Origin of the sequence: Streptoverticillium reticulum (assembly GCF_047456005.1) — a bacterium.
GTDB classification, from domain to species: domain Bacteria; phylum Actinomycetota; class Actinomycetes; order Streptomycetales; family Streptomycetaceae; genus Streptomyces; species Streptomyces reticulum.
In genome coordinates this window covers 3,648,923-3,670,126 of record NZ_CP179755.1, presented here as the reverse complement: position 1 = coordinate 3,670,126, position 21,204 = coordinate 3,648,923, and the positions used below count along the sequence as shown (strand labels likewise).

24 protein-coding genes and 1 riboswitch are annotated in these 21,204 nt (G+C 71.9%); of the genes, 14 read left to right on the top strand and 10 right to left on the bottom strand.

All coding sequences use genetic code 11. The features are described from left to right. Positions 1-123 precede the first annotated feature (123 nt). The 13 genes from ACMATS_RS16530 (at position 124) to ACMATS_RS16470 (ending at position 11,654) form a co-directional block, all read left to right on the top strand. Positions 124-1,023, top strand: coding sequence for a hypothetical protein (locus ACMATS_RS16530; protein WP_414168304.1), 900 nt, complete (start codon positions 124-126; stop codon positions 1,021-1,023). Between the two features lie 160 nt (positions 1,024-1,183). Beyond that, positions 1,184-2,119: an alpha/beta hydrolase gene (locus tag ACMATS_RS16525; protein WP_414168303.1), complete on the top strand. Its 936-nt coding sequence runs from the start codon at positions 1,184-1,186 to the stop codon at positions 2,117-2,119. Between the two features lie 5 nt (positions 2,120-2,124). Then, complete coding sequence (locus tag ACMATS_RS16520; protein WP_414168302.1) at positions 2,125-3,438, top strand: acyltransferase family protein; 1,314 nt, start codon at positions 2,125-2,127, stop codon at positions 3,436-3,438. 52 nt (positions 3,439-3,490) lie between these two features. Beyond that, positions 3,491-4,792 (top strand): sensor histidine kinase, encoded by a 1,302-nt coding sequence (locus tag ACMATS_RS16515; protein WP_390781784.1) that lies wholly within the window; start codon positions 3,491-3,493, stop codon positions 4,790-4,792. Next, entirely contained in the window at positions 4,789-5,475 is a 687-nt protein-coding gene (locus ACMATS_RS16510) for a response regulator (protein ID WP_390781726.1), read from the top strand. The genes ACMATS_RS16515 and ACMATS_RS16510 overlap by 4 nt, the downstream gene beginning before the upstream one ends. 219 nt (positions 5,476-5,694) lie before the next feature. Then, positions 5,695-6,027: a hypothetical protein gene (locus ACMATS_RS16505; RefSeq protein ID WP_390781727.1), complete on the top strand. Its 333-nt coding sequence runs from the start codon at positions 5,695-5,697 to the stop codon at positions 6,025-6,027. Positions 6,028-6,047: 20 nt separating this feature from the next. After that, the gene (locus tag ACMATS_RS16500) at positions 6,048-6,356 is read left to right on the top strand and encodes a pore-forming ESAT-6 family protein (RefSeq protein WP_414168301.1); all 309 of its coding nucleotides are present in this window, start codon (positions 6,048-6,050) and stop codon (positions 6,354-6,356) included. Between the two features lie 37 nt (positions 6,357-6,393). Next, positions 6,394-6,810: a DUF6507 family protein gene (locus ACMATS_RS16495; protein ID WP_390781729.1), complete on the top strand. Its 417-nt coding sequence runs from the start codon at positions 6,394-6,396 to the stop codon at positions 6,808-6,810. Then, positions 6,803-9,214, top strand: a complete 2,412-nt coding sequence (locus ACMATS_RS16490; protein WP_414168300.1) for an ADP-ribosyltransferase — start codon at positions 6,803-6,805, stop codon at positions 9,212-9,214. Before ACMATS_RS16495 ends, ACMATS_RS16490 begins: the two co-directional genes overlap by 8 nt. An 18-nt stretch (positions 9,215-9,232) precedes the next feature. Next, on the top strand, positions 9,233-9,631 hold the full coding sequence (locus ACMATS_RS16485; protein ID WP_390781731.1) for a hypothetical protein: 399 nt from the start codon (positions 9,233-9,235) through the stop codon (positions 9,629-9,631). Between the two features lie 27 nt (positions 9,632-9,658). Then, positions 9,659-10,780, top strand: coding sequence for an ADP-ribosylglycohydrolase family protein (locus ACMATS_RS16480; RefSeq protein WP_414168299.1), 1,122 nt, complete (start codon positions 9,659-9,661; stop codon positions 10,778-10,780). Between the two features lie 81 nt (positions 10,781-10,861). After that, on the top strand, positions 10,862-11,233 hold the full coding sequence (locus tag ACMATS_RS16475; RefSeq protein ID WP_390781785.1) for a helix-turn-helix domain-containing protein: 372 nt from the start codon (positions 10,862-10,864) through the stop codon (positions 11,231-11,233). Between the two features lie 10 nt (positions 11,234-11,243). Continuing rightward, positions 11,244-11,654 (top strand): VOC family protein, encoded by a 411-nt coding sequence (locus ACMATS_RS16470; protein WP_414168298.1) that lies wholly within the window; start codon positions 11,244-11,246, stop codon positions 11,652-11,654. On the opposite strand, the gene ACMATS_RS16465 is transcribed toward ACMATS_RS16470, so the two are convergent. From ACMATS_RS16465 to ACMATS_RS16450, 4 genes are all read right to left on the bottom strand, one after another. Continuing rightward, complete coding sequence (locus tag ACMATS_RS16465) at positions 11,651-12,490, bottom strand: phenylalanine 4-monooxygenase (protein WP_414168297.1); 840 nt, start codon at positions 12,488-12,490, stop codon at positions 11,651-11,653. The two genes, ACMATS_RS16470 and ACMATS_RS16465, sit on opposite strands and share 4 nt — an antisense overlap. A gap of 53 nt (positions 12,491-12,543) precedes the next feature. Beyond that, complete coding sequence (locus ACMATS_RS16460) at positions 12,544-13,155, bottom strand: NADPH-dependent FMN reductase (RefSeq protein ID WP_390781735.1); 612 nt, start codon at positions 13,153-13,155, stop codon at positions 12,544-12,546. Positions 13,156-13,279: 124 nt separating this feature from the next. Next, positions 13,280-14,545, bottom strand: coding sequence for a GNAT family N-acetyltransferase (locus ACMATS_RS16455; RefSeq protein ID WP_414168296.1), 1,266 nt, complete (start codon positions 14,543-14,545; stop codon positions 13,280-13,282). Positions 14,546-14,656: 111 nt separating this feature from the next. Then, positions 14,657-15,223, bottom strand: coding sequence for an ABC transporter substrate-binding protein (locus ACMATS_RS16450; protein WP_414168295.1), 567 nt, complete (start codon positions 15,221-15,223; stop codon positions 14,657-14,659). Between the two features lie 139 nt (positions 15,224-15,362). On the opposite strand from ACMATS_RS16450, the gene dtd reads away from it, so the two are divergent. Continuing rightward, complete coding sequence (gene dtd / locus ACMATS_RS16445; protein WP_390781738.1) at positions 15,363-15,788, top strand: D-aminoacyl-tRNA deacylase; 426 nt, start codon at positions 15,363-15,365, stop codon at positions 15,786-15,788. Positions 15,789-15,831: 43 nt separating this feature from the next. Here dtd and ACMATS_RS16440 read toward each other — a convergent pair whose 3' ends face one another. The 6 genes from ACMATS_RS16440 to ACMATS_RS16415 form a co-directional block, all read right to left on the bottom strand. Further along, positions 15,832-16,812: a YgfZ/GcvT domain-containing protein gene (locus tag ACMATS_RS16440; RefSeq protein WP_414168294.1), complete on the bottom strand. Its 981-nt coding sequence runs from the start codon at positions 16,810-16,812 to the stop codon at positions 15,832-15,834. 10 nt (positions 16,813-16,822) lie between these two features. Further along, complete coding sequence (locus tag ACMATS_RS16435; RefSeq protein ID WP_414168293.1) at positions 16,823-17,260, bottom strand: Fur family transcriptional regulator; 438 nt, start codon at positions 17,258-17,260, stop codon at positions 16,823-16,825. 19 nt (positions 17,261-17,279) lie between these two features. Continuing rightward, complete coding sequence (locus ACMATS_RS16430) at positions 17,280-18,296, bottom strand: ABC transporter substrate-binding protein (protein ID WP_414168292.1); 1,017 nt, start codon at positions 18,294-18,296, stop codon at positions 17,280-17,282. A gap of 14 nt (positions 18,297-18,310) precedes the next feature. Beyond that, complete coding sequence (locus tag ACMATS_RS16425; protein ID WP_414168291.1) at positions 18,311-19,084, bottom strand: ABC transporter ATP-binding protein; 774 nt, start codon at positions 19,082-19,084, stop codon at positions 18,311-18,313. Then, a complete protein-coding gene (locus tag ACMATS_RS16420) occupies positions 19,084-20,163 on the bottom strand; it encodes a FecCD family ABC transporter permease (protein WP_390781743.1) in 1,080 nt (359 codons plus the stop codon). Before ACMATS_RS16420 ends, ACMATS_RS16425 begins: the two co-directional genes overlap by 1 nt. 113 nt (positions 20,164-20,276) lie before the next feature. Then, positions 20,277-20,348, bottom strand: a riboswitch (cobalamin riboswitch). Positions 20,349-20,379: 31 nt separating this feature from the next. After that, positions 20,380-20,994 carry an FABP family protein gene (locus ACMATS_RS16415; protein WP_391153792.1) on the bottom strand — a complete coding sequence of 205 codons (615 nt, stop codon included), beginning with the start codon at positions 20,992-20,994 and terminating at the stop codon, positions 20,380-20,382. Positions 20,995-21,204: the final 210 nt, after the last annotated feature.

Below are 21,204 nucleotides of genomic sequence, written 5' to 3'. Positions count from 1 at the left end.
TGTCTCGGTTCGCCGGGGCCAATACCTCGGCCGCGACGGCTCCGTTCGGGAAATCGTACGGTCGTCCCTCGAGTGAGTGGCCGCCCTGGCGGTCGGCGGAGGGGTGCCAACTAGCTTCGGAACATGGTCACTTCGCACCACGAGGCCGCGCACCGGATCTTTCAGGACCGTCCGGAACTGCTCGTGCCCGTGTTCCGGATTCTGGATGTGCCGCTGCCGGCGAAAGCGTCCGTCGACGTGCTCTCGGCGGACGTCACCGAGATGCGGCCCTTGGAGCGGCGCGTGGACAGCGTGCTGCGGGTCAAGCCGTCCGACGGCGGCGACGGCTTCCTCCTGGCCATCGAGGCGCAGGGCCGCCGCGACCGGGACAAAGCCGTCAGCTGGGCGTACTACCTGTCGCATCTGAAGGCGAAGTACAACTGCCCGGCGCTGCTCCTCGTGATCTGCCGGGACAAGGTGACCGCCGACTGGGCGGCGGGGCCCTTCCGGCTCGGCCCGGAGGGCTGGACGGCGCTGTCCGTGCACCCGCTGGTCCTGGGGCCGGGGAACGTCCCGGTGATCACCGACCCGGAGGAGGCCGCACGGGATCTGCCGCTGGCGACCTTCTCGGCCATGACACATGGGCGGGACGGGGGCGCTCCGGACATACTGGAGGCGCTGGCGCTTGCCCTGGGGACGGCCGACCCCGAGTCGGCCGAGTACTACTCGGAACTGCTGGAGATCGGCCTGGGGGACACCCGGGCGAGAGAGACCTGGAGGAAACTCATGGTGAGCAGCTACTTCCCCGGCCGCGGCACTCTCTTCGAGGAAAAGTTCCTGGAGGGGAAGGCTGAAGGGAAGGCTGAAGGGAAGGCCGAGGGGACGGCCGAGGTGGTCCTGCGGGTGCTGCAGAACCGCGGAATCCCCGCTTCGAACGATATCCGGGAGCGCGTCATGGGCTGCCGCGACCTGGACGAGCTCGGCCGCTGGCTGGACCGTGCCTTTCACGTGACCAGCGCCGAGGAACTCTTCGACGGCGAGTAGCCGAGGAACTCTTCGACGGCGAGTAAAAGCGAGTGAAGTGAGGGGGCGGGGCGGGCATCGGGCCCGCCCCGCCCCCTACCCGTAGTACCTCAGAGCTACGCGGCAAGTGGGCTCCCCGGTGTGACGCGGGCGAGGGTGCTGGATTCCTAACGTCCTGTTCATGCTCATCCGTCTGCGCCGCGGCCTGATCGCCGCACTCGTCGCCGCGTCCGTGGCCGTGCCGGTCTCCGGTGCGGCCCGTCCCGCGGCCGTCCCGGCGCCCGCGCCCGATCCGGCCGCGGTCGCGCCTCTCGCCTCCGCCGATCCGGCGGCCCTGGCGGCGCGTTACGCCGCCGGCCGCGAGGGCGTCCGGGCCGCCGAGCGCATGGCTGCGGGGCACGGCGACCGCCGCCGGGCCGCCGGGCTGCACGCGATGGCCGGTCCGGCGCGGCACTTCCTCTCCTTCGACGGGCGTGACGGCGGGCGGACGGCCGAGGTCTTCGGCGACCTGTCCCGCGCCGAGCGCATCGCCGTTCTCGTACCGGGGTCGGACACCAATCTCGACACCTACGAGCGCTTCCGCTCCGGCGCCGTCGCCCTCCAGCGCCGGCTCGGCGGCTCCCGGGCCGCCGTCGTGGCCTGGCTGGGCTACCGGACGCCGGGCACGGTGAGCCCGGCGGTCGTGACGGCGGGCCGGGCGGACGGCGCGGCGGCCGGACTCCGCGCATTCGTCGGCGAGTTGACGCACGCCAAGCCCGGCGCCCGGATCGCGCTCCTCTGCCACTCCTACGGCTCCGTCGTCTGCGGCCGCGCCGCGCCGGGCCTGCAGGTCGCCGACATCGTGCTGTACGGCAGCCCCGGCACCGGCGCCGACACCGTCCGTCAGCTGCACACCACGGCCACCGTCTGGGCGGGGCGCGGTGCGGACGACTGGATCGCCGAGGTGCCGCACGTCCGGCTCGAACTCCCCTTCACCACCGTCGGGTTCGGTGCCGACCCGGTGTCGAAGGAGTTCGGCGCCCGGATCTTCGATGCGGGAGGCGGTGGTCACAGCGACTACCTGAAGCCCGGCTCCGTGTCCCTGAAGAACCTCGCCCGGATCGTGGAAGGGGCGTAGCCGCCATGCCCGTACTCCGTTCCCTGCGCGGACTTGCGCAGCAGATCGACTCCGCAACCCCGCCCGGCCGCGACCGGGCCGTCGACGCCCTGCGCGCCTTCGCCATCCTGGGCGTGGTGCTCGGCCACTGGCTGGTGACGGCCCTGGTCGCCGACAGCGGCACGGTGCACGGCGCCAGCCCGCTGCAGTACCTGCCCGAACTGACCCCGGTGTCCTGGGTGTTCCAGACCCTCGCGGTCTTCTTCCTCGTCGGGGGCCAGGTCGGTGCGCAGAGCTACGCGTCCGCCCGGGCCCGCGGCACGACGTACGGGCAGTGGCTCGGCGGCAGGTGGGCAAGGCTGTTCCGGCCGGTCGCCGCAGTCCTGACGGTGTGGGCCGTGGCGGCGGTGGCGATGCTCACCGCCGGGGTGGGCATGGAGACCCTGCACACGCTCCTCAAGCTCGTGCTCTCGCCCCTGTGGTTCCTGCTGGTCTTCGCCGGGCTGACGGCGGCGACCCCGCTGGTCGCCCGCCTGCACCCGCTGTGGCCGCTGGCCGTCGTGCTGTACGTCGACCTGTTCCGGTTCGGCTACGGCGGCCCCGCCTGGACCGGCTGGATCAACGTGGCCGCGGGCTGGCTCGTCCCGTACTGCCTGGGCGCCGCCTGGGCGCGCGGCGGCCTGCAGAGCCGGGCGACCGGGTGGGTGCTGCTGCTCGGCGGTGCCGCAGTCACGGCCGGCCTGGTCCTGTGGGGCGGATACCCCGCCTCGATGGTCGGGGTGCCCGGCGCCGCGATATCCAACCTCAACCCGCCGACCCTGGCCGCCGTCACCTTCGGCCTCGCCCAGTGCGGAGCGGCGCTGCTGCTGCGCGGCCCGCTGCGCCGGGTGCTCGCGCGGCCGGCCGCGTGGGCGGCGGTGGCGCTGGTCAACCTCTCGGCGATGACGGTCTTCCTCTGGCACCAGACCGCGATGATGGCGGTCACCGCGACGGGCCTGCTGGTGGGGGACCCGCTGCCGGGGCTGCACACGGTGCCCGACGGCGCGGGCTGGGTGCTCGCCCGGCTGGCCTGGCTGCCGGTGTTCGCGGTGGCGCTGCTGATCTGCTGGGCCGCGTTCCGGGGGTACGAGCAGCGGGGGCCGCGGAAGCGGCGGCGGCCCGGCGGCCGGGCCGTGGCCGACGGGACGGCGGTCAGACGGCCGGTGGCCGACCGGCCCGTGAGCGGCCGGCTCGTAAACGACCGGACCGTGGTCAACCGGCCTGTGATCAGCCGGGCCGTGGTCAACCGGCCCGTCAACGCGGTGTATCCCGCCCGACTGATGGAGGTGCGGCGTGCCTAAGGTGACGGATGTGAAAACGGGGGATGGGGCGGGGCGGCGTTTCGTGCGCGCTCTGCGGGCGGTGCCGGGGGCGCTGCGCGAGGACTTGTGGACGGGGCCGGTCGAACCGCTGACGGCGGCCGGGGGCCGGAGGCCGCGCTGGCAGGACTGGTGGCCGGTGTTCGTGCCGCCGCTGGGGCTGATCGGGATGCTCCTGTGGATCGTCCTCCAGCGCGACTACGGGTACCAGTACGGGCTCGGCGCCCACACCGGCCTGCTGCTCGGCGGGGTCCAGGCGGCGGCGTTCGTCGCCGCGGTGTTCCGCCCGGTCCAGGCGTGGTGGGCGTCGACGGCCGTGGTGTTCACGGCCGCGTGGGCGACGCACGCCGATCTCCACGGCAGCACGATGTACCCCTGGGTCGGCTACGGACTCCTGGTGCAGGCCTGGGTGCTGTTCCTGGTGGCACTGCGGTGCCGGCCCCGGGTCGCGGCCGAGGCGCTGGTGATCTCGCTCGTGACGCCCCTGGCCTGCAGCCCGTTCCGCGCGTGGGGCCGCCACGACGACGTCCGCTTCGCCTTTGCGGTCCTGACGTTCACGGCCGTGGTCGGCGCCCTCGTGCGCGCCCGCCGCGTGGTCCGGACCCAGCTCGTCGTGCAGGAGGAGCTCACCGCCGAGGAACGGGCCCGGCGCACCCAGCTCGAGGAGCGCAACCGGATAGCGCGCGAGCTGCACGACGTCGTCGCCCATCACATGTCGGTCATCTCCATCCAGGCGCAGGTCACCCCGCACCTGGTCGACAACCCCTCCGACGCGCTGCGGGAGAACGTCGCGGGCATCCGCGAGAACGCCGTCGAGGCCCTCGCCGAACTGCGCCGGGTGCTGGGCGTCCTGCGCTCCGAGGACGCCGTGCCGGACGGTGTGCGGCACGCCCCGCAGCCCACCCTCGACCAGCTCGGGGAGCTCATCGAGAACGTGCGCGCGGCAGGTCTCACGGTCACCGAGGGGACGACCGGCGACCGGCGCCCGCTGCCGCCCGGCGTCGAGCTGTCGGCCTACCGCATCGTGCAGGAGGCGCTCAGCAATGCGATGCGGCACGCACCGGGGGCGGAGGTGCGGGTCGAGACCGGGTACGGGTCCATCGGGGTCACGGTCCGCGTCACCAACTCCGCGCCGGACCGGGCCGCTTCGTCCTCGCCGGGTGCCGGGCACGGCCTGCTCGGCATGCGCGAGCGCACGGCGATGCTGGGCGGCGAACTGGCCGTCGGCCCCACGCCCGAGGGCGGCTGGGACGTGACCGCGGTCCTGCCCGATTCCCCTTCTGCTTCCTCTGCATCCTCTGCTGCCTCTGCTGCTCCTGTGAGGGACGTCCCATGACGACAACGCCGCCCATCCGCGTACTGATCGCCGACGACCAGATGATGGTCCGCCAGGGCTTCACGGTGCTGCTCAACGCCGAGCCCGGCATCGAGGTGGTCGGTCAGGCGGTGGACGGGCTCGATGCCGTCGCCAAGGTCGCCGAAGTCGCCCCCGACGTCGTCCTGATGGACATCCGGATGCCCGGCCTCGGCGGCATCGAGGCGACGCGCCGCGTCACCGCCCCGGCGGACGCCGCGGTGAAGGTGCTGATCCTGACCACCTTCGACCTGGACGAGTACGTGTACGAGGCGCTGCGCGCGGGTGCGTCCGGTTTCCTGCTGAAGGACGCGTCGGCCGCGGAACTCGCGCAGGCGGTACGGGTGGTGGCGGCCGGCGAGGCGCTGCTCGCGCCGAACATCACCAAGCGGCTCATCGCCGAGTACTCCCGGGTGACGGCCGGTATCGCCGTACGCACGCCGGTCAGGCAGCGCGCCGGGGTCCTGACGGAGCGCGAGACCGAGGTGCTGGTCCTGATCGCCCAAGGGCTGTCGAACGGGGAGATCGCCGAGCGGCTGGTCGTGGCGGAGCAGACGGTGAAGACCCACGTCGGCCGCATCCTGGCCAAGCTGGGGCTGCGGGACCGGACGCAGGCGGCGGTCTTCGCGTACGAGACGGGGCTGGTGCGGCCGGCGGGGTACTGAGGGGGTGTTCCTGTGAGGTTTCCATGGAGCTTCTGTGTGATTCCTGTAGGGTGCACCTTTCCGGTTATGGCGGAAATCGCGGGCGAATGGAGCCGCCCCTCCCTCCGGGTTATTGCTGATTAACCGTCAGAGCAGGGGGTGCTTTGTGACCGCCGCGTCGATGTTGATAGACATGACGGCGTCGCCGAGTGGCGGCGCGTGAGACGCGGGGGTGAGCTCGTGAAGTTCGACATGGGCAATACGACGCTGTCGGGCCTGGTGGGCAAGACGCGGGGTTCGAGCGAGGATCTGGGCGGTCTGATCCGCCAGTTGATCGCTGCGGCGCAGCCGTTGGAGGGCAAGTTCAACGGTGCGGGCAAGCAGGCCTTCGACTCGTTCAAGTCGCATTCGGACCAGGTGACGGCGGACCTGAATGCCGCGTTGAGCGCGATTCTGGGTGGTCAGTCCGGTATGGACACGTCGTTCGGCCAGGGCGACCAGGAGTCGGCGGACAATGCGCGTCAGCAGATGGCGTCGGCGAACTTCGACGCGGCGCGTTTCTCGGGGCGCTAGGAGTACGGGGGAATTCGATCATGGTGAGTGCAGACCGCCGCAGCTATGACACGGGCGCTTCGGGCGAGGTGCAGGGCTCTTTGCAGGGCATCATCTCCCGCCTGGAGACGGTCCTGACGGAGCGCGACGCGGCCGTGAAGGCGGCGATGGCGGACTTCCAGGCCGACGGCGTCTCGGACCAGTACCACGGCAAGGAACAGCGCTGGCAGAGTGCCGCGCACGAGGTCCGCCAGATCATTCATCTCCTCCGCACCACGATGGAGAAGAACGACGGCACGGCCCAGTCCACCCTGGCCAAGGCGAAGGCCGCCGTCGACGGCATCGGCTGAGCTGCCGCAGCAACGCAGTAACGGGGAGTGCATCGTCGTGTCCACGTGGGACATCAGCGTGAGCGGTGTGAGCTCGGTGCTCAAGACGACCGGCGAGACGGCCGGCAAGTTGAAGGACGAGCTCGATTCGTACCAGGGCAACATGAAGGGCGCTGCCGGGCACGCGGGGACGCTCGCGCCCGGCGGTGAGGCACCGAAGGACGGCGGTGGAGGTCTGGTCGGTGCCGCCCTCGCCGAGTTCGCACAACACACGCAGGACGACCTGAAGTTCATCGCCGCACGCACGAGCAAGTCGCTGAACGGTGCGAAGGACGCCACGGTTGCGTATGCCAACGGCGATCAGGAGATGGCCGAACGCCTGATGCACGAGGCGGAGAAGGCGGTCACGCCGCAGGAGATCGCGGCGATGACCGGCAAGGGCGGCGGGGGCAACGGGGGAACGAAGGATGCTTGATCCCAGCCAGATCTGGCTGTTCACCGGGGACTTCGACGCGCTGGAGAGGGACGCGACGGGCCTGAAGAAGGATGCGGGCAGCATCCGGGGCACGGGCGGGGACATCCACTCCCAGTTCCAGGGGCTGTCGGCGTACTACCACGCGCCTGAGGCGGACGAGCTCTTCAAGACCACGCTCCCCGTGCGTGACAAGTCCAAGGATTTCGCGGGCGACTTGGAGAAGGTCTCCTCGGCCCTGACGGAGTTCGCGTCGGAGGGGCGTCCGCTGGCGGCGAAGCTGAAATCGCTCAAGCAGGAGGCCGAGCAGTTCGTTGCGTCCGTGAAGGACGACAAGGACTGGGAGTACGACGAGAAGAAGACGGATCACCACAACCGCATCCGGGACGACATCGATGCGGCGGTGGCGGCGTTCCAGGAGGCGGAGCGCCGTTGTGCGAACAAGATCACCGGCCTGTACAAGGGCGGTACGCACTGGACGACCGATGACGGTTCGCACGGCAAGGGCATGTACGGCTTCAAGGCCGAGGACCTGAAGCACGCCAAGCTGCCGTGGGGCGATCCGGTGGACCAGAAGCACCACTGGTACGAGGTCGGCCACTGGATCAAGTCGTTCGTGTGGGACGGCATCGTCGTCGACGGCATCTGGGGCACGGTGAAGGGCCTGGGCACCCTCGTCGGCTTCGACGGCTGGGACAAGGCCGGCCAGGCCTGGACCGGCCTGGCCAAACTGGCCACGGGGCTGGCGATTTCGTCGCTCCCGGGTGTGGGCCCGGCGTTCTGGGCGATGCCGGCCGACAAGATGCCGTCCTGGCTGCGGGATTCGCGTACCGCGGTGAAGGAGACGGGCAAGGCGCTGGTCGCCTGGGACGAGTGGAGCAAGAACCCGGCGCGTGCGGCGGGCGGCGTCACGTTCAACGTCCTGACGACGGTCTTCACGGGCGGTTCGGGCGGCGCGGCCAAGGCCGGCGCGATAGCGAAGACGGTCTCCGTGCTGGGCAAGGCCGGTGAGGTCATCGACCCGATGACCTATGTGGCCAAGGGCCTGGGCAAGGGCATGAGCGCCCTGAACATCTCGGTGCCCAGGGTCGGCGACCTGATGGCCGGCCTGCGCGACGGCCTGGGCGGCCCCAGGATCTCTCCGGCCGGCATCTCCCTCCCGCACGACATGAACCTCCACATGCCGGAAGCACCGGCGGCCGTGCCCGCGGCGTTCCACGACGCCCCGGTCAAGCTCCCCGACGGCACGCTGCTGCACGGGGACGGCACGATGGCCACACCGGCGGGAGTGCCGCACCAGGACCCGATCCCGGTGGAGGCGAACGCGGCCGACCGCGCGGTGCACCAGCAGTTGTCGGCGCCCGAGGGAGTGCCGGGGCACGCGGCACCTGCCGCCGCCCATGCCGATCAGCCGACCTTCGCCCACGCGGGAGGCGCGGACAACGCCGCACCCGCGGGCGGGCACGGTGGGTACGACCCGCACCCGGGCGGCGATCACGGCACGCCGCCGCACTCCGGCGGCGACCACGGTGCACCGCACGACCACCAGCCGTCGGGGCACGGGCACGACGCCCCGCACCACGGCGACGAACCGGGCTCCCACGGCGACCAACCGGGCTCTCACGGCGATCACGGCACGCCTGCCGATCATGAACACGGTGCGCCCGCCGACCACGGCGGTACGGACTCCGCCCCCGGGCCGCACGGTGCGGGGGGCGCGGGCGGGGTGCATCCGGCGGGCAGTCACACGCCGCACGTGTCGCACGCGGAGTGGGAAAAGCTCGACGCTGCAGGGCGTCATCAGGCCGCCCTGCAGGAAGTCGCTTCCGGCACACGGCACTTCCCGGACGACCGGGCAGCCGTCAAGTACGGCGGCGACCACTGGAACGACTACGCGGAGAACCTTCCCCCGGAGCAGGCGAAGGCCATTCACGAGTACACCTGCGAGCCCACGCCCGGCATGGCGACGTACGTGGAGATGAACGGCTATCTCCGCGGCAAGGCACACCTGGGTACGCCCCACGTGCTCCACAACATCGAGGAAACCGACAAGGTGTTGGCGGGCCGTCCCCTGCCGGAGGACGTCATGGTCGTGCGGGGCACCGGCCTGAGCCACATCGACGTGGATTCGCCGCTCGAAATGGTCGGCGACACGTTCCCGGACAACGGGTACATGTCCACGTCCCTGGGCAATCACCCTGTTCCGAGCTTCGGTGGCAAGGAGGCCATCCTCCGTCTCCGCGTGCCCAAGGGGACCCCGGCCCTCTGGGTGGAGAGGATCAGCGAGTTCGGTGTGAGCGAGCGGGAACTGCTGCTCGGCCGTGGTGTGGAGTACAGGGTGACCAGGGTCTTCAGGGACAATGGCCAGTGGCAGATCTACGGTGAAGTTCTGCCGGTGAAGAAGTAGCGGGAGAAGGGCAATCCCATGAGCGACGAGCGGCGCGTCAACCCGCGCTTCGAAGAAGACCTCGTTTTCGAGCGGAGCAGCGGTCCGGCCCGATATGCGTCGAAGACGGACAAGCCGGTCCGTTACTTTGCAGTGGCCAACGACTCCGGTGCCGTGCTCGGTTACGTCTGGGCCAACGACGAGGACGACGCGGCCGGTTGGGTGACGCGTCCGGCCGGCGGGGACGAGGCGTACAACGGCGGCTACATGTGGCTGATGAAGCTGCGGGACGCGAAGGCCCGTGGCATCGCCCCCACCCGGGCCCTCGCCGAACTGCTGCAGGGCTCCGAGGACATCGTGACCACGCATGTCGTTCCCGGGTCCGAGGCCGAGGCACCGAGCCAGGCGGCCCTCAAGCAACTGGCCGCCCAGGCCTGAAGCGACCCCGACGAAGAGGAACTCCCCGTGACCCACATCGTGCCCGTCGCCACCCTCCGCGCCCGCATCCGCGGCTGTCTGCTCGGGGGTGCGATCGGCGATGCCCTCGGCAATCCGATCGAGTTCCTCTCCCTGTCCGCGATCCGCGGCACCTACGGCGCGGCCGGCACCACCGGGCTCGTGCCGGAGGGCGACGGTGTCGTCGGGAGGATCACCGACGACACGCAGATGACCCTCTTCACCGCCGAAGGGCTCATCCGCGCCCGGGAGACCCCGGGGGCGGCCACCGGTGCCGTCCGCAACGCCTACCTCCGCTGGCTGGACACCCAGAGTCACTCCGCCCCGCCGCCCGCGGCGGACCGGCACGACGTGGTGCGGCTCGCAGGGTGGCTGCGGTACCAGCCGTGGCTGTACGCGCGCCGGGCGCCCGGCAACGCCTGCCTCTCCGGGCTGCAGCACACCCACGTCCCGGACCCGCGCCGTCCCCTCGACGGCACCCCGGGACCGGTCAACTCGCAGTCCAAGGGCTGCGGAACGGTCATGCGCTCGGCGCCCTTCGGGCTCACCGGCGCGTCCGCCGCCGAGGCCTTCGACCTGGCCGCCCGCTGCGCGCAGATCACGCACGGGCACCCCACCGGGTACTACGCGGCCGGTGCGTTCGCCGCCATCGTGCGGCACCTGCTGGACGGCGACTCCCTGGAGGGTTCCGTGCTCCGTGCCCTGGAGCACCTGGCCCGCTTCCCCGGCCACGAGGAGACGACGGCGGCGCTGCGCGCGGCCCTCGCGCTGGCCGCCGACGGCGCACCCACGCCGGAGAAGACCGAGACCCTCGGCGGCGGCTGGATCGCCGAGGAGGCCCTCGCCATCGCCGTCTACGCCGCCCTCGCCCACCCGCACCCCGGCTCCGTCGCCGAGGCGCTCCTGCTGTCCGTCAACCACTCCGGCGACAGCGACTCGACCGGCTCCCTCTGCGGCAACCTCCTCGGCGCCCTGCACGGCGACGCGGCCCTGCCGCCGTACTGGCTGGCGCAGACGGAGGGACGCGCGGTCATCGCCGAGCTCGCCGACGACCTGGCGTACGCCTTCCACGGGCCGGCTCGGTCGGAAGGCCGGCCGCTGTTCCCCGCGGAGCGCTACCCGTACAACTGAGCATGAACGCCGTGGTCTGATGGCACCGTGAACCGTGCCGTCGAGGACTCCAACCGCCGTCTGCTGCGCGCCCGGGACGCGATGGACCGTGCCTACGCGGAGCCCCTCGACGTCCCCGCGCTCGCGCGGATCGCGCACGTCTCCGAGGCGCACTTCACGCGGACCTTCCGGGCCGCCTTCGGAGAGACGCCGCACCGGTACCTGCAGCGGCGGCGGGTCGAGCGGGCCATGTTCCTGCTGCGGGAGACCCGGCGGCCCGTCACCGAGATCTGTTTCGAGGTCGGGTTCGGCAGTCTCGGGACGTTCAGCCGGACGTTCCGCGACATCGTGGGGCACTCCCCGCGGGAGTACCGCAAGCGGACGCCGCCCACCACGCACGTGCCCAACTGCTTCGCCATGGCGTGGACGCGGCCGAGCAGTTTCGGAGAAGTTTCCGGCGACGGGGTCTCCTAGGCTGATGCACATGTTCAACGCCATCACGCAATCGCAGATATACGTCCTCGACCAGGACGAGGCCCTCGACTTCTACGTCGGCAAGCTCGGCCTGGAGGTGGCCGCCGACGTTCCGCTCGGGTTCATGCGGTGGCTCACCGTCTCCGTCCCCGGTGAGCCCGGCCGGCAGATCCTGCTGGAGAAGCCCGGCGCCCCGGCGATGTCCGAGGAGACGGCCCAGCAGGTCCGCGAGTTGGTGACCAAGGGCGCCATGGGCGGCTGGCTCATCTTCACCACCGACGACTGCCGCAAGACCTACGAGACCCTGCTCGCCCGGGGCGTCGAGTTCACCGAGGGGCCGACGGAGCGGCCGTACGGGATCGACTGCGGGCTGCGGGACCCCTTCGGCAACCGCATCCGGTTCACCCAGCCGCTCGCCTAATCGGCCTCCGCGTCCAGGAACGTCCCCAGTTCCTCCCGCACGTGCTCCAGCGACCGGCCCGCGAAGAGCACCGGCTGGTACGCCGCGGAGTAGTACGGCGTCCGTGCCATCTCCCGCATGTCCAGCGGGCGGACCTGGCAGCCCGGCAGCCGGGCCAGTTCGCCGTACGACGACAGGAGCGCCGCACCGTACGCCTTCGGTTCCCCCGCCTCCGCCAGGACGCCGAACTCCAGCACGTACCAGTACACGCGGTTGATCCGCCGCAGCGCCCCCTCGTCCGCCGCCCGCAGCGCCGCCTTGCCGAACATGCGGTAGAGCTCCGCGAACAGGGGGGAGGACAGGTGGATGCCGTGGCCGAACATGTCGTGGATCACGTCGGGTTCGGGGGTGTAGAGCGGTATCGCCGGGTGCCGGACGAACGGGACGGCGTGGAACCAGCCGTCCGCCATCGCGCCCAGGAAACGGCGGGTCTCCACCGGGCCGCCGGTCAGGGTGAAGCCGAAGCCCGTCAGGCCGCGCAGCCGGGCCCCGGTCTCCGCGAGCCCGGGGATGCGGTCCGGCGGGACGGGGAACCCCTCACGCGCCCCCAGCACCTCGCGGGACGCGTGCGCGCGGTGCGCGACGGCGAGCGCGGCGTGGACCGCGCGCCAGGTCGCGTGCTCGGTCTCCGTGTAGTCCACGTCCGGCAGCCGGTCGCCTGCCCGGTGGCCGGCGGCCAGCCGGGCCAGCGCGTTGCGGCGCTCCAGATAGCGGGCGTCGGACCGGCCGGGGTGGTGGGCGGCCGGGCCGAGGCGGCCGTCGGGCGTCACCGGGGTCTGCCTCCGTGGATCGTCCATGGGACAGAGGGTTCCCGGACGGACGCGCGTGGTAACCGCCGTCGCGGCAGCGCTCAGGCGCCGTAGGGGCGTGCCGCCCGGGCCCCGCGCAGGGCCAGGGCCCACCAGCCGAGCTGGTCGAGCAGCACCTTGGCCGCGCCGGCCGCGGACTGGCCGGCCGCTTCGTCCAGGTGGCGGCCGGAGTCGTCCAGCTTGCCCCAGGGGCTGTGGAAGCTGACCGTCTCGCGGATGGTCACCGCGTGCAGCTCGGAGAAGACCGGGCGCAGGTGCTCCACCGCGCGCAGGCCGCCGGAGAGCCCGCCGTAGGAGACGAAGGCGACGGGCTTGGCCTGCCACTGGGTGTAGTGCCAGTCGATGAGCTGCTTCAGGGAGGCGGGGTAACTGTGGTTGTACTCGGGGGTGATGACGACGAAGGCGTCCGCCTCCGCCAGCCGCGGCGTCACGGCGGCGAGGGCGGCGGCGTCCTCCGGGCCGGGGTCGCGGCTGAGGCTGACCGGCAGCGGGTGGTGGGCGAGGTCGATGACGTCGGTCTCGACGTCGTCGCGCTGCGCGGTCTGCAGGGCGAGCCAGTTGGCCACCGTGGGGCCGAAGCGGCCCTCACGGGTGGAGGCGACGATGACGGCGAGGCGGTAGGGGCGCTCGGAAGCAACAAGCGTGTCGGTCATGGAGGTTCTTCTCCCCGTGTCGTGACGTGTCGTGTCGTGTCGTGACGTGAAGTCGTGGCGTGAAGCGGTACGAGGAGAAGCCTCCAACCTCAACAAAGGTTGAGGTCAAGTCCGGGCCCGGATGTCAGAAGACGTCCGGGCACCACGGCCGCGCCGCCGTCCGCAGCACCGGCTCCGCACGCGCGGCCGCACCCGGGCTCTCCTCCCCGGCCCGGCCCAGCGCGGCCAGCCGCAGCACGGACTCGTCGCCGAGGTACAGCGCCCCCAATGCGCCGACGTCCAGCACGAGTTCGGCCGGGCGCCGGGTGGGCGCGCAGCTCGCGCCGTCCGGCCCGGCCTCCAGCAGCCAGCGCCCGCCGGCCAGCCCCTGCGGGTCGGTGACCTCCAGGACGAGCGAGCCGGGGCAGGCGTAGGTGCGGGCGGTCAGCAGGGCCGGCACGTCGAGCGGGCGCAGCCACAGGAAGTCGGCGTGCGTGAGCACCCGGGCCGCACGGGGGTCCGGCAGCAGCAGCGGGAGCAGGTCGTCGGGGGCACGCAGGTTCGTGGTGACCTTGGTGACCCAGTCGATCGTCAGCAGGAAGTGCCACAGGGCACGCACCGCGGCGGGGGAGACGGCCACGAGGTCGCGCACATGGGCCGAGCACAGCGGGCGCTTGGCCTCCCAGGCGTCGTCGGCGGTGTAGGCGGCCAGGCCGTCGACGCTGCCCTCGGGCGAGCGGTACACCGCGTAGAACGGCTCGGTCCAGGCGAAGCCGTGCCGCGGCAGGTCGCCCGTGGCGATCCGCCACCAGCGCTCGGTGCGGTCGACGGCGCCGTGCTGCAGTGTCCGCAGCCGTTCGTGCAGGGCGGGGCCGAGCTCGCGGACGGCGGCGCCGTCGACAAGGTCGATGCGGCCGCCGCACTCCGGGCCCGCGTAACGGTCGGAGAGCCCGGTGCGGGCCGTCTCCACCTCCCACTCGGTGACCCAGGTGGCCGGGCCGAACCCGTAGCGCCCGTAGATCGGGTACTCGGCGGAGATCAGCGTGGCGGCCGCGTCGCCGCGCTCCTTGGCGGCCCGCAGGTCGCGCTCCATCATCGAGCCGAGCAGCCCGCGCCTGCGGTGCGTCGGCGCGACGGTGACGTTGCAGATCGCGTTCGCCGGTACGGAGGCGCCGCCCGGCACGGAGATCTGCTGCGCGAAGCTGCGGAACGTGGCCACGCAGCGCCCGTCGTCGAAGGCGCCCTGCGTGCGGTTCAGGTCCATGCCCGCCAGGCGTATCTCCACCTCCTCCTTGGGCACCACCGGCGGCCTGAGGAAGCCGGTGCGCATGGTGCGCAGCCAGTCGGGCAGGTCGGAGTCGTCGAGCGTACGGATCCGGGGGACGGCCGGGCGAGGGCTCAGGGGGCTCATGGACGCACGCTAGGGCCGCCCCCGCACGGCCTGCACGCCATTTTTCCGGGCCGCCACAGGGCGCTCACACGCGCGCGTGTCATGCAGTCATGCAGTCATGCAGTCATGCAGTCATGCGAGGAGGTCGTCCACCTGTGCTTCGCCGTCGCGGTAGCGGCGGGCGATCTCCGCACCGCAGTCGTCCGCGGTCTGCTGCAGCAGGCGGCGGCGCGCCGACACCTGCCGCTCGTACCCCGTCAGCCGCGCCATCCCCTCGCACAGCTCCTGCTCGGTCCGGGCCTCCGGGTCCGAGAGCCCCACCTCGGAGAGCATCTCCTCGGCCAGCTGCCGGCACTCGTCGCCGACCGGCGTGCCCAGCCGCACGTGCCGGGCGGACGACCGGTGCGCGGAGGGGCCGTCCGCGAGGATCTCCGGCAGCCGCTCCACGACGGGCGAACCCGGCGCCGAGCGGCGGGACAGCTCGGCGCGCAGGATGTCGATACGGCCCTGGAGCAGCCGGCGCACGTAACTGAGGTCCGCCTCCTCCCGCTGCGCCGCGCGGCGCCGCGACCGCAGCTCCGCGAGGCCGACGTCGGCCAGCCGGCCGGAGCGCTGGCTCGGGGGCCGGGGCGCGAGGGCGCCGCGCAGGGCGCCCGCCGTGTCCACTGCCGTGGTGTCCAGTGCCTTGCGTGTCGTCATGGCCGTCTTCCGTCCCCTCGGGCCCGTGGGGCGGCGCGCATGGAACACCGCCTGCACGCATCGTGCCACCGAGCGCGCCCCCCGCGCAGGGTCTCTCCACCCGAACGGCCCTGATGCCGTACGAGGCATCATGGTCGGCATGCGTGCTGTGGTGCAGAGGGTGAACGGGGCGAGCGTCGTCGTGGACGGCGAAGTGGTCGGCGAGATCATCGGAGCCGGGCTGTGCGTGCTCGTCGGGGTGACGCACGACGACACGGCGGCGAAGGCGGCGCAACTGGCCCGCAAGCTGTGGTCCCTGCGGGTGCTGCAGGACGAGAAGTCCTGTTCGGACGTGGGGGCGCCGCTGCTGGTGATCTCCCAGTTCACGCTTTACGGTGACGCGCGCAAGGGACGCCGGCCCACGTGGAACGCGGCGGCGCCTGGGGACGTGGCGGAGCCGTTGGTCGACGAGGTCGTCGCTCAACTCCGGGCGCTGGGGGCCCAGGTGGAGACGGGGCGCTTCGGCGCCGACATGAAGGTGTCGCTGACGAACGACGGGCCGTTCACGGTGCTGGTGGAGGTCTGAGGGGGCAGCGCCCCGTCAGGGACGGGGACGCCCCCCCAGGGCGCTACGGCTCGACCACGACCTCCTGCGACGCCGCCGTGCCCTCGTCCACGAGCAGCGCCGCGTCCAGCGGCACGTTCCGCTTGACCAGGGCGAGGGCGATCGGCCCCAGCTCGTGGTGGCGGGCCGAGGTCGTCACGAAGCCCAGCCGGCGGCCCTCCGGGCCGTCGGACGCCAGGCGGACCGGGGCGCCGTGGCCCGGCAGGGTCACCCCGCTGCCGTCCAGGTGGAGGAAGACCAGCCGCCGCGGCGGCTTCCCCAGGTTGTGGACGCGGGCCACCGTCTCCTGGCCCCGGTAGCAGCCCTTCTGCAGGTGGACGGCCACGCCGATCAGGCCCAGCTCGTGCGGGATGGTCCGGTGGTCGGTCTCCAGGCCGAGCCGCGGCCGGTGCGCCTCGACCCGCAGGGCCTCCAGGGCGAGGACGCCCGCCGCGGGGCCGTGCGCCCCGGCGAACGCCTCCAGCCGCTCGCGCGGCAGGAAGAGGTCGCGCCCGTGCGGCGTCTCCCGCACCACCACGTCGGCGTCCGCCTCGGCGATCGAGCCGGCCGGCAGGTGCACGACGGCGATGTCCGCGGTCCGGTCGGCGACCTCGACCTGGTAGAAGAACTTCATGCTCTCCAGGTAGGCGATCAGCGCCTCCAGGGTCCCGGGCTCCACGTGGGCCCAGGTCGTCTCCCCGTCGTCGACCAGGTACAGCGCGTGCTCGATGTGACCGTGCGGCGAGAGGATCAGCGCCTCGGTCGCCTGGCCGGGCGGCAGTTCGCTCAGGTGCTGGGTGAGCAGCAGGTGCAGCCAGGCGAGCCGGTCGGGGCCGGTGACGGTGACGACCCCGCGGTGCGAGAGGTCGACGAAACCGGACCCGTCGGCGAGGGCGCGCTGCTCGCGGAACGGGTCGCCGTAGTGCGCGGCGACGCCTTCGTCCGGACCCTCGGCGGGGACGGCGCCGGGCAGCGACAGCAGAGGGCTCTTCGATGGAAGCGGCATGATCTCAAGCCTACGGCGCCTCGGAGCGCTCCTTCGCGGAGCACTGCTCGCACCGGCCGAAGATTGCGAAGTGCTTCATGTCCGTGTCGAAGCCGAAGTCCTCGCGCAGCTTCGCGGTGAAGTCCGCGGCCACCGACAGGTCGGCCTCGATCACGCTCGTGCAGTCGCGGCACACGAGGTGTATGTGATGGTGCCGGTCGGCCAGATGGTAGGTCGGCGCGCCGTGCCCGAGGTGGGCATGGCTGACCAGCCCCAGCTCCTCCAGCAGCTCCAGCGTCCGGTAGACGGTCGAGATGTTCACCCCGCCCGCGGTCTTGCGGACCTCGGTGAGGATGTCGTCCGGTGTCGCGTGCTCGAGACGGTCGACCGCCTCCAGGACGAGCTGGCGCTGCGGGGTCAGCCGGTAGCCGCGCTTACGGAGGTCGCTCTGCCAGTCGGTGTCCACCACGCCTCCAGTCTAGGAGGCTTCACCGGCTGCGTACCTCCTTCAGATATCCGGCGAGGGCGGCGACCGCCGCCGGGTTGCGCGGGCTCTCGACCAGGTCGACGTAGTCCAGCACGAAAATACGGTCGTTCTTGACGGCCGGGACGTCCGCCAGCGGCGGGTAGGACGTCAGGAACTTCTTCTTCTGCTCGGCGCTCACATCCCCGTAGTTGTTGATCACGATGACGTCGGGTGCGCGCTCGACGACGGTCTCCCAGCCGACCTCCGTCCACGAGTCCTTCAGGCCCTTCATCACGTTCTCGCCGCCCGCCTTGGCGATGATGTCGTGCGGGGCGGCGAACGCGCCCGCCGTCGTCGGCTTGTCCTGGCCGCTGTCGTAGAGGAAGACCTTCGGGCGGCCGCCGTCCTGCGGCACCTGCGCCTGCGCTTCGGCGACCTGCTTCTTCGAGTCCGCGATCAGCTTCGCCGCCCGGTCCTCCACATCGAAGATCCTGCCCAGGTTCTCCAGGTCGGTGTAGAGCGCGTCCAGCGGGGGCATCACGCCGCGTGCCTTGCTGCTCCCGCCGTTGTGGCAGGACTCGGTGAGCACGTACGAGCCGACGCCGAGCTTCTTCAGCGCATCGGGCGTGAAGCCGCTGCCCTCGCCGAAGCCGTAGTTCCAGCCCGCGAAGACCCAGTCGGCCTTGGCGTCCAGGACGAGCTCCTTGGTGATCTCCTTCTTGGAGAGCCACTTGACCGTGCTGTAGCCGTCCTTCCACGGCACGGAGATGCGATCACCCTTGTAGTCCGGCGCGACGTAGCCCGCCATGTGGTCCTCCAGGCCGAGCGCGAACATGATCTCGGCCATGTTGACGTCGTTCGTCACGACCCGCTGCGGCGCCTTGTCGTACGTGGTCTTCACACCGCAGTTCTCGATGGTGACGGGATAACGGCCGGAGGCCTTTGCGGTGTTGTCGTCCGGGCCTTCAGCCACTTTCGCGCCGCAGCCCGTCAGAGCGAACGCGGCGAGCAGGGCAACGGCGGTACGAGGGGCGCGCATGAGGTCCTTACGGTTCACTGGGCGGTCAGACGGTCGAAGAGCAACTGCGGTGCGCCGGTCACCGGATGCGGCACGCGGTGCGCCCGTACGCCGAAGACGTCGGCGAGCAGTTCCGCGCTCAGCACGTCGTGCGGCGGGCCGGAGGCGACGATGCGGCCGCCCGCGATGACGTACAGCGCATCGCAGTGCGTGGCCGCGAGGTTGAGGTCGTGCAGGGCGGCAAGAACGGTCAGACCCGAGGCGCGCACCAGGGCCAGCACCTCCAACTGCTGGGCGATGTCCAGATGGTTGGTCGGCTCGTCCAGGACGAGCACCTCGGGCTGCTGCGCCAGGGCGCGGGCGATCAGCACGCGCTGCTTCTCGCCGCCGGAGAGCGTCAGGAAGCCCCGGTCGGCCAGGTGCGCGGCGCCGGTCCGGGCGAGGGCGGCGGCGCACGCCTCGGTGTCGTCCGCCGTGACGCGGCCCGCCGCGCCCTGGTGCGGCAGCCGGCCCATCGCGACGACTTCGGCGACGGTGAAGTCGAACTCGCTGACCGACTCCTGCGGCAGCGCCGCCAGTCGGCGGGCGCCCTCGCGCGCGCTCAGCGCGTGCAGGTCGTCACCGGCGAGCAGGACGCGCCCGGCGGTCGGCCGCAGGGCGCGGTAGACGCAGCGCAACAGGGTCGACTTCCCGCTGCCGTTGGGGCCCACGAGCCCCACGAACCGCCCGTTGCCCGCCCGGAGCGCGACGTCCTCGACGAGCCGGGCCCCCGCGATCTCGACCGACAGGTTCTCGATGTCCACCTGCATCAGGCACCTCCGAAGGTGTAGCCGCGGCGGCGCATCAGCAGCACGAAGCAGGGCACGCCGAGCAGGGCGGTGATGACGCCGACGGGCAGTTCGACGGGCGCCAGCAGCAGCCGGGAGAGCGTGTCGACCCACACCAGCAGCACCGCGCCCAGCAGCGGCGCCACGGCCAGCACCCGGCGGTGGTCGGCGCCGACGAGCATGCGCGCGACGTGCGGGACCATCAGCCCCACGAAGCCGATGGCCCCGCTGACGGCGACGACGGCCCCGGTGACGGCCGCCGTGACGACGAACAGGCTGCGGCGCAGCCGGGCGGGGTCGACGCCCAGCGCGGCCGCGGTCTCGTCGCCCATGGCCAGCGCGTTGAGACTGCGCGCGCACCACAGCAGCCACGCCAGTCCGGCGAGGACGGCGGCCGCGGCGATCGGCAGGTTCGCCCAGGTGGCCCCGCCCAGGCTGCCCAGCAGCCACATCATGGCCGAGCGGGCGGCCTCGCCGCGCTCGGCGCTGAAGACCATGAGCGTGGTGACGGCGGAGAAGCCGTAGAACATGGCGCTGCCGGTCAGGACGAGCCGCAGCGGCGTCAGCCCGCGCGGGGTGCGCGCGGCCGCGTAGACGAGCGCCATCGCCCCCAGCGCGGAGGCGAACGCGGCCGAGGACAGCGCCCACACGCCGAGCGAGCCCAGCGCGCCGAACAGCAGCACGGCGTTGGCGCCGACCGCGGCGCCGGAGGAGATGCCCAGGACGAACGGGTCGGCCAGCGCGTTGCGGACCATGGCCTGCACGGCCACGCCGACGGCGGAGAGCCCCGCGCCGACGACGGCGGCCAGCAGGGCGCGCGGGAAGCGCAGTTCCCAGACGATGGTGTAGGCGGAGGACTCGTCCGCGGAGAGGGTGCCGCCGGTCAGCCCGGCGTGCAGATACCGCAGCACCGCGGACCAGGACAGGCCGGAGGCGCCGAGCGCCACACCGCACAGCAGCGAGACGAGGAGGGCGGCGCCGAGCCCGGCGATCAACGGCGGCAGCGGCAGCCGGCGGGCCGCCCGGGTCGTCGGTGCACGGTGCTGATGGGTGATCGCCACGGGGCGTACGCCTTCGCCTCGTGCCGCTTCCGTACGTACAGGGCGTCCCCGGGGAAGGGCCTCCCCTCGCAGTCCACGGCGAGTGTGCAGGGAGTTGCACGCGCCGCGGGCGATCGGACTCGCGGAGGGGACCCGGGGGTTCCCCTCCGCCTACCGTTGCGGGTCAGCGCCGGATTTCGACCGGCTTTCCCCGCGGTGCGCTGAGATGGTGCTCGGTCAGGCTTCCGGGTTCTCCGGGTTGTACGGGGTGCCGTCCTGACGGTAGAAGGCGACGCCGTCCGGGCCGTCCTCGGGCAGGTTCTGCGCCCACTCCTGGAGGCTGCCGGCGCCGGCGACCTTCTTCAGGTGCGCCGACATGTACGGGCGCAGCGGCACCTCGGGGGTGGCCTTCTCGCCGACCCACATCAGGTCGCCCTTGACGTAGCCGTACAGGCGCTTGCCGCCGGAGTACGGGCCGGAGGCCTCGGTCCGGGCGACGGCGTCGGTGACCAGGTCGATCTGCGGCTTGTTGTCCGGCGCGAGCTCGCCGTACCAGACCTCGGCGACGCCGGAGTCACGCGTCATGACGACCTCGACCTTGCGGTCCTTGGTCACCCGCCAGAAGCCGCTCTCGGTCTCGATCGGCTTGACCGGCTTGCCCTCGGCGTCGAGCACCCACGTGTGCGAGACGTACTCCAGGAAGTCCCGGCCGTCGTGCGTGAAGATCACTTCCTGGCCGAAGTTGCACTTCTCGGCGCCGGGGAAGTCCGCGACGCCCGCACCTTCCCAGGTGCCGACGAGGAAGAGCAGCGGGGCGACGTCCGGGTGGAGGCCGGAGGGAATCTCGATCATGAGTGGGCTCAGACGATCTGTAGGGGACGGATGCTCGGGCGGCCGACGGGAGGCGTCGGCGTCAGCGCTGGCCCTGGTACAGCTTCTTCCAGGTCAGCCCGGCGAACGCGACGACGCCGACGGCGACCAGGACCAGCAGGGTGGTGAAGAAAGCCTCAAGCACGAGCGCGCTCCTCGGTCGGAAGGTGTGTATGTGTACGGAAGTACGGA

Coding starts and splice junctions, on each gene's coding strand:
- ACMATS_RS16415 (WP_391153792.1), bottom strand. CDS start 20,994: ATGATCGAGATTCCCTCCGGCCTCCACCCGGACGTCGCCCCGCTGCTC.
- ACMATS_RS16465 (WP_414168297.1), bottom strand. CDS start 12,490: ATGGACGATCCACGGAGGCAGACCCCGGTGACGCCCGACGGCCGCCTC.
- ACMATS_RS16525 (WP_414168303.1), top strand. CDS start 1,184: ATGCTCATCCGTCTGCGCCGCGGCCTGATCGCCGCACTCGTCGCCGCG.
- ACMATS_RS16475 (WP_390781785.1), top strand. CDS start 10,862: ATGGACCGTGCCTACGCGGAGCCCCTCGACGTCCCCGCGCTCGCGCGG.
- ACMATS_RS16485 (WP_390781731.1), top strand. CDS start 9,233: ATGAGCGACGAGCGGCGCGTCAACCCGCGCTTCGAAGAAGACCTCGTT.
- ACMATS_RS16460 (WP_390781735.1), bottom strand. CDS start 13,155: ATGACCGACACGCTTGTTGCTTCCGAGCGCCCCTACCGCCTCGCCGTC.
- ACMATS_RS16520 (WP_414168302.1), top strand. CDS start 2,125: ATGCCCGTACTCCGTTCCCTGCGCGGACTTGCGCAGCAGATCGACTCC.
- ACMATS_RS16500 (WP_414168301.1), top strand. CDS start 6,048: ATGGTGAGTGCAGACCGCCGCAGCTATGACACGGGCGCTTCGGGCGAG.
- ACMATS_RS16425 (WP_414168291.1), bottom strand. CDS start 19,084: ATGCAGGTGGACATCGAGAACCTGTCGGTCGAGATCGCGGGGGCCCGG.
- ACMATS_RS16510 (WP_390781726.1), top strand. CDS start 4,789: ATGACGACAACGCCGCCCATCCGCGTACTGATCGCCGACGACCAGATG.
- ACMATS_RS16440 (WP_414168294.1), bottom strand. CDS start 16,812: ATGCCGCTTCCATCGAAGAGCCCTCTGCTGTCGCTGCCCGGCGCCGTC.
- ACMATS_RS16450 (WP_414168295.1), bottom strand. CDS start 15,223: ATGACGACACGCAAGGCACTGGACACCACGGCAGTGGACACGGCGGGC.
- ACMATS_RS16455 (WP_414168296.1), bottom strand. CDS start 14,545: ATGAGCCCCCTGAGCCCTCGCCCGGCCGTCCCCCGGATCCGTACGCTC.
- ACMATS_RS16530 (WP_414168304.1), top strand. CDS start 124: ATGGTCACTTCGCACCACGAGGCCGCGCACCGGATCTTTCAGGACCGT.
- dtd (WP_390781738.1), top strand. CDS start 15,363: ATGCGTGCTGTGGTGCAGAGGGTGAACGGGGCGAGCGTCGTCGTGGAC.
- ACMATS_RS16430 (WP_414168292.1), bottom strand. CDS start 18,296: ATGCGCGCCCCTCGTACCGCCGTTGCCCTGCTCGCCGCGTTCGCTCTG.
- ACMATS_RS16470 (WP_414168298.1), top strand. CDS start 11,244: ATGTTCAACGCCATCACGCAATCGCAGATATACGTCCTCGACCAGGAC.
- ACMATS_RS16490 (WP_414168300.1), top strand. CDS start 6,803: ATGCTTGATCCCAGCCAGATCTGGCTGTTCACCGGGGACTTCGACGCG.